Origin of the sequence: Longimycelium tulufanense (assembly GCF_014645795.1) — a bacterium.
GTDB classification, from domain to species: domain Bacteria; phylum Actinomycetota; class Actinomycetes; order Mycobacteriales; family Pseudonocardiaceae; genus Longimycelium; species Longimycelium tulufanense.
Window position 1 is genome coordinate 1 of record NZ_BMMK01000077.1, and the last position, 6,338, is coordinate 6,338.

General features: G+C 65.5%; 7 protein-coding genes and 1 pseudogene. 5 read left to right on the forward strand and 3 right to left on the reverse strand.

The annotated features are described in order from the left end of the window. Positions 1 to 112 precede the first annotated feature (112 nt). Positions 113 to 255 (reverse strand): annotated as a pseudogene (locus tag IEY55_RS33190) (IS256 family transposase); the annotation flags it as partial. Positions 256 to 477: 222 nt separating this feature from the next. Here IEY55_RS33190 and IEY55_RS31255 point away from each other — a divergent pair. The 4 genes from IEY55_RS31255 to IEY55_RS31270 all read left to right on the forward strand — a co-directional run bounded on the left by IEY55_RS31255 (position 478) and on the right by IEY55_RS31270 (position 4,124). Further along, positions 478 to 630, forward strand: a complete 153-nt coding sequence (locus tag IEY55_RS31255; RefSeq protein WP_189062194.1) for a hypothetical protein — start codon at positions 478 to 480, stop codon at positions 628 to 630. Between the two features lie 1,331 nt (positions 631 to 1,961). Continuing rightward, positions 1,962 to 2,246, forward strand: a complete 285-nt coding sequence (locus tag IEY55_RS31260; protein ID WP_189062195.1) for a hypothetical protein — start codon at positions 1,962 to 1,964, stop codon at positions 2,244 to 2,246. Between the two features lie 57 nt (positions 2,247 to 2,303). Continuing rightward, positions 2,304 to 2,816 (forward strand): hypothetical protein, encoded by a 513-nt coding sequence (locus IEY55_RS31265; RefSeq protein ID WP_189062196.1) that lies wholly within the window; start codon positions 2,304 to 2,306, stop codon positions 2,814 to 2,816. A 951-nt stretch (positions 2,817 to 3,767) separates the two neighbouring features. Next, positions 3,768 to 4,124 (forward strand): hypothetical protein, encoded by a 357-nt coding sequence (locus tag IEY55_RS31270; RefSeq protein WP_189062197.1) that lies wholly within the window; start codon positions 3,768 to 3,770, stop codon positions 4,122 to 4,124. 24 nt (positions 4,125 to 4,148) lie between these two features. Here the strand turns inward: IEY55_RS31270 and IEY55_RS31275 are convergent, their stop codons facing one another. Then, complete coding sequence (locus IEY55_RS31275; protein ID WP_189062198.1) at positions 4,149 to 4,412, reverse strand: hypothetical protein; 264 nt, start codon at positions 4,410 to 4,412, stop codon at positions 4,149 to 4,151. Between the two features lie 165 nt (positions 4,413 to 4,577). Continuing rightward, positions 4,578 to 4,796 carry a hypothetical protein gene (locus IEY55_RS31280; protein ID WP_189062199.1) on the reverse strand — a complete coding sequence of 73 codons (219 nt, stop codon included), beginning with the start codon at positions 4,794 to 4,796 and terminating at the stop codon, positions 4,578 to 4,580. Between the two features lie 141 nt (positions 4,797 to 4,937). Here IEY55_RS31280 and IEY55_RS31285 point away from each other — a divergent pair, with 141 nt between their 5' ends. Then, positions 4,938 to 6,296 (forward strand): pentapeptide repeat-containing protein, encoded by a 1,359-nt coding sequence (locus tag IEY55_RS31285; protein WP_189062200.1) that lies wholly within the window; start codon positions 4,938 to 4,940, stop codon positions 6,294 to 6,296. Positions 6,297 to 6,338 lie beyond the last annotated feature (42 nt).

A 6,338-nucleotide genomic window follows, 5' to 3' on the forward strand; every position in this document is an offset into this window, starting at 1 on the left:
CCACCGGCTGGCTCGCAGACCTCATCCCCGGCCCAGTCACCGGGCACACCCAACTACTCGGATTATCCGGGGCCCGCCTGCTTGCGCTGGCCACGTTGATGGCCGGGGTCCAGAGATGCCCCATCACTTCCTCGGCCGATGCCCGCTCCAACATGGCCTTCGTCAACTGGCTCAGCAGCCCATCGGCGCCGTCGACCGGCGTGCCCGACGCTTTCGGTCAGCCAACAAGGCGTCAATGGCTTCCGGGCTGAGCAGGGACGGCCGGTGGTGCCGGTCAGGAGTTGGAGAGCGCCGCCTGCACCTTCCGCGGCGAGCCCCTGGCCGTTGTCGGCATCGTCCTCAGCCCCTCATGTGGACTGGCGTACATGGGGCCCGGACCAAGTCCGAGGGACACGACGCGAGCTGACCATCGAGGGCTATCCGGCCGTCGAAGTTCGGATGCCAGAAGCGGACCGGACCCGACTCCGTACGCTCTCGGTGGATGTGGCAACCGGTCAGCTGCTCGATGCCGTATCCCGCACGGAGCCAACAGGCGCGGAACCGGTGAGCACTCAACCCAATGGCGACGAACTGTGCGGTCGGGCCGACGAGGTCACAACCATGGTGCTGGGAAATCTGCCGGCGAAGTGAGGACGGGTTCGTGCTGTCCGTCGTGCCTGGGCACTTGGACGGTTGTGGTGCCGTTTCCGGCAGAAACGGCACCACGAACGACGCAGGAACGATGTCCTGCAACAGCTTGCCGCGGAGCGTCTGTTGCGTCAGCTCGTGGAGGCGGTGTCGGCGACCCCGGGGCATGCGGCTCATCCCCGGCGAGGTCGGTGAACAGCTGATTTGCCGGGAACCGTCAGGCGAGGCGAAGGGACGGCTGACGAAGCCGGCACCACACCGCCGCAACCGTTCAACGTCGCCCTGCACGACAGTTCGCCGAGCAGGCCGAAACCGCACACGCTACCTGCTGGAGGTGCCGTCGGGGAAAACAAGCAAACCCGGTCTGGTGACGCCGTTTGAAGGTGTTGGACGAGATCGCGGCGTGGCCGCGCGAGCCTCATCGCCCAATAAGGTGCTTTGGAGTAGGAGCCACCTGATTGAGTTATGGATTCCCGTTCCATGGCTCCGAGGCAGTGCCTAAGATCACAACCCTGAAACAACCGCTCGTTCCTCTGGTCAACACGCTAAGGGGGTTGGTGGAGGGGGAAGGAACTTGGAGTGCTGCTGAAGAGAATCGCTCGTGTCTGTCTTGTCGCTGCTCGCCTTGGTCCCGGCCGCATCCACCGCGGCTGATCCTGGTCCGAGTGACGAGTTAACCGGCCCACCATTTCGACAACGTCGTCCCTGTCCACCCCAAGTAACTCAGCTACCCCAAGAACCATCCGAACCACCCCAACGATCCCGGCGACGCCCCCGAGGTCGTTGGCGGTTGATGGCCACCGCGGCAACACTGACGGGACTTCCGCGGTGCCGGGGGGAGGAAGCATTGGCACACCGACCAGAACGGACCCTACGCCCGGGGACATGCCGCGGACACGGAGGCCGTTCCCCCGGGTGGGGAACAGGGATTGGGGCTTCCCCCGGGATATCGCCCGCCCGCAGCTCCCCTTCCGTCGCACAGCCGTCACGATCGCCGTCCCTGCGGAGTGGCGCGCCGAGCACTCGCGTCCCACATCCCCGAACCGCACGCTCGACACCACCCGAACCTCGTCCGCCACCGGGAACCCCGAAGGGCAGCTCATCAGCGAACTTCTGCCCAAGACCCGGCACAACCCCGGAGTCGCAATGCGTGACGCGCGACATCTCCAGTGATCGCCCAATGTGGTGGTTTCGGTCAGGAATCACTTGATCGGGTTGTGCGGCGTGTGCCGTAACACCGGAGGGCTAGGTTACGATCCAGCGCTGAAATGACCACTTGCTCTTCCGGCCAATACCCTGGGGGTCTGGGGGAGAGGGGACGATATGGAGTGTTCATGAAGAAAAGTATCCGTGTCTGTGTGGCCTCCGTGCTGCCTGCCGGGCTGTTCGCTTTGGCCTCGGCCGCGCCCGCAGCAGCGGACGACGGCGTTAACAATATTCTCCCGAACGCCAGTGGGAAACCCGTGCAGCAGGTCAATCTTCCCTTTTCCCAGGGAACTGCTCTGCCTATCGCCCCTCAGCTCAACCCGTTCCTCAACACCCCTATCGGGGCCAATGTTCCGAACAATGTCGGGTTGAATCCTGTGCTTGCGGTCAACAGGACGCCCCAGGGTCAGTAGACCGTATTTCTGGTAACAATTTCAGAAGATCCGGGAGAGGGTAAAGGAGAGGGAGTCATGAAAATAATTGCTCGGTTCTTTGCCGCTGCGATGCTGTCGGCCGGGCTACTCACGTTCGTCACGGCCATGCCCGCTCTCGCCACCACCGGTCCGGCCAAGCCCGCCGGGCCGGTGAACCCGAACTACCCCAACAACCCCAACTATCCGAGCAACCTGCCGGCCAGCCTTCCGAGCCATCAGCCGAGCAACCTGCCCAACTACTCCCACTACCCCAGCAGCATGCCGGCCAGTCTCCCGGCCCACCAGCCCAGCAACCTGCCCAACTACCCCAGCAACATGCCGAACAACCCCAACTACCCCAACAACCCGAACTACCCCGCCAACATCCCTAACAGCATCCCCAACGCCCTGCCCAACAACGCGCCGATGCCCATCAGCCAGCCGGCGACCAACACCAGCCCTGTCACCAACACCGTGCCGGTGACCAACGACTTGGTGAACAACCTGCCGAACACCTACACCAACAACGTGCCGATGGCCATCTACGGCCCGATCGTTGAGCAGCGGTAAAGCGGTAGCTTGACTTGCTAGTCTCCTGACAAGCGACAGGTTGATCAGCCTCCGTGCGAGGCTGATCAACCTGTCGTTGTCGTGTCTTCCCAAGCTCGTTGTTGAGCCTCCCCCGATTTCTCGGAAGCCGAAAAGACCACCGCACTGGCCGCCATCGCCCCGCTCGACGCCGCCGACCCGGCCGAACCCGCCCGCCCCAGCACCGACGACATCGCCCTACTCGACGCCCTGCCTTACCTGGCGCTCAACCTCGCCACGGCGCCCGAGTCGCTGCTGCGCGGGCCGCTCGAGGCTCACCATCCGGCTGCCCGCCGACCAACTACCCCAGATCGCCCACGCCGCCGAACGGATTCACGAAACCATGCCCACTACACAAGAAACGCCTGCACCGACGGCAGGCGCCTTGTGTAGATGCTGTGTGTGCCCCCGGTGCGACTCGAACGCACACTGGACGGGTGTGCGTTCCGGGAGACGCCGTTGCCCTGATCGATGCCCCCGTCTGCCCGTTGTGTTGGCCTGACGTGCAGAGACTAGTCCCGCTTCGGGTCCCGCCTGCGTCTTGGTGCCGCCGTCTGTCTCGTCGGCCTCACGGTCTGCGCCTCATATTCGGTGGGCAAACGGCGGGTTGATCCTGGTTGGTGGCAGCGGTGCAACAAGGAGTCCGTGGGCGGGGCCGGCGCTAGAAGCGCGAACGACCACCAGTCGGCCCCCAGGGTCACCATGCCCGACTCACACGAAGTGCGACACCAGTGCGTAACGCCAGCAGCCCCTGAAGAGACACGGTGAGCAGATTGTTACTCCCCGTGGAGGTTGGTTGTGCCGCGTCTTGCTCTCCCCATCCTTGCTCTGCTCCTCGCCGCCTGCGGCGGAGGCCAGGAAACGCCGGCAGAGAACCCGCCGACCACGGCGGCGCCGCCAAGTCCGTCGCCTTCCGCTGCCACAGCCGGGGTCTTGTCCTGGGACGAGGGTGGCAACAGCTCCGGCGTCTACATCCAGGTCTCGCAGCCGAAGCCGTTCGAGGAGCCAGCCCCAGAGGGTTCGCGGTACCTGGTGGCCGACGTGCTCGTAGGCAACAAGGCAACCGGGCCAGCGCGGGTGAGCTTTTCCGGCCGGGTGGGCACGGTCGAGGCGCCCCCGGTCGCGGACGGTGGTCCTGTCCCGCCGGTACTTCCCGGGGAGAGTGTGACGATCAAGCAGAAGTTCCGGGTGCCGGCGGACGCGACTGAGCTGGTGCTGGAGGTGTACGCGAACGTGGGGCAGGAGTCGACCACGAACCGGCTGCACTTCAAGGGGCCGATCTCGGGCTGACCTTCGGTCAGTCGGAGCGTCTGCTCAGTCGCTACGTGTCCAGACGTCCTCTACTCCGGTCGACGGTGCGAGGACGTAGTCGGCGATGCCCGTCGCCGCGAGGCGGACATCGTTGCCGACTGTGTCGATGGAGCGGGCGACGGCGTCGAGCAACTCGGCAACCGTGTAGCCGATCTCGGGCCGGGAAAGGCCCGCATACCCGTCTTGGGTAGTCGTGTCACGGAGCTTCGCCGCGGCAGCGTGGAGTCGTTCGGCGTCGCGCCGGTTGCGGTGCTCTCGCATCGTCACGAGTCCACCGTGAACCGAGCACTCCGGGGACGCACGTCGGCAGAATGATAAGGAGGCCCCTCGCGCTCGACCACCCGGGGAAGGGGCGGGAGCGCGAGGGGCGCCGTGTGGTCCACGCCCGCCACCAGGCGCGGACGCAGCTCGCCGAAGGGAACGGCGGGCAAGTCAGGTGGTCGTACGGCGTGCTTCGAGGGTCCGTTGGAGGAACGCCAGCGCTGTGACGATTGCGGTCTTGAGCGCGGATCCGAGGATGAGGTGGTAGTCGACCTCATCGGCCTGCACGAGTGGAAGGACGACGACTACGACGGCCAGCAGGACGTCGAACAGCAGGTTCTGGGCGAGGGTGCGCAGCGCGCGGGATTTCGCGTCGCTCGTGGTGGGCACGGGTCCTCCTCGAGGGACTTCGGGTGGCTGGTTGCTTCCGAACTGAGCTGTGGATGTGATCGGCGTGGCGCTTCCGCCGTTCTGCGCACGGTGGTGATCGCGGGGTGTAGCGCCGGAATGGCGGGGCGCGACAGAGGACGTATGAGAGATCGACTGCGCGGTCTGCTGCGGCTACGCCGACCTGATGCGGTGCTCGCAGCAGTAAGCGTGGCCGTGCTGCTGGTGGCGGTGGAGCGCTGGTGGCAGTTCGTGGACTGGCCAGCGCTGGCCCGCTGGGTGTGGGGACGGTCGTTGTCCGCACATCTGCTCGTGCTCAGCGTGGTCGGGTTGGTCGTCGTGGGGGTGCGGACTCGCCAGCATCGGCGGCGGAAGAGCCAGCCGGAGTTGGTCGACGAGCGCCCGCCGATTCGGGTGATGCGCTGGTGGATGGTCTTGTTCGGAGTCGCTCTGGTCATGGGCACCACCTGGTGGGCTGCCCACTGGCTGCTCACTGAAGCCGCTGGTGCGTCTGATCCGAGCCGGGCGCGTATCGAGGCCATGCGGACCGCTCTGACGGTGGGCGCTGGTACTGGAGGTGGGGTCGTGCTGCTGCTGGCGGCACGTAAGCAGTGGTTGAGTGAACGCGCCCAGGCCCACAACGAGGACGACGCCTCCGAGCGGCGCATCACCGAGCTGTACACCAAGGCGGTTGAGCAACTTGGCTCGGACAAGGCCCCGGTGCGGCTTGGTGGGTTGTATGCGTTGGAGCGGTTGGCGCAGAACAACCCAAGTCACCGGCAGACGATCGTCGACGTGATCTGCGCTTACCTGCGCATGCCCTACACGCCTCCGCGCGAGAACACCGCGCGTCGCTTCGGGCTGCCTGTCCCGGTCCGACCGGGCCCGACGCGCCGTGCATGCCTTCGTCTCGCTGCTGGTCAGGATGACGGCGGCGCCAGCAGTGAGAAGGACACGCGCATGGAGGAGCTTCAGGTGAGGCTGGCGGCCCAGGACATCCTCACCCGACACCTCCGCCCCGGTCGATACCTCTTCCGCGGCCGGCACCAACAACCCGTGGCTACGTTCTGGGGCGGAATCTCACTCAACCTCAGCAATGCCACCCTCGTTGACTTTGGTCTGAGCGGATGCCGAATACAGTGGATCGACGCCGATAACGTCAAGTTCGGCGGAGACGCCCGGTTCACAGGTACGCAGTTTCGTGGGGGCGCCCGCTTCGGTGGTGCCCAGTTCGGCGGAGACGCCCGGTTCGAGCAGGCCGAGTTTCCCTCGGGCGCCTGGTTCGATGGTGCCCAGTTCGGCGGAGACGCCCGGTTCGAGCAGGCCGAGTTTCCCTCGGGCGCCTGGTTCGGTGATGCTCAGTTCGACAGAGACGCCTGCTTCACTGATGCTCGATTCGGCGCGCAAGCCTGGTTTAGTGGCGCCCAGTTCAGCGGAGACGCCCGCTTCGATGGTGCCCAGTTCAGTCGGCGCGCGCTGTTTAGAGCGTGTCTCACTTGGTAGATCGTTGAGGTGGGGTAGATGATCTCCACTCGTGGACGATCT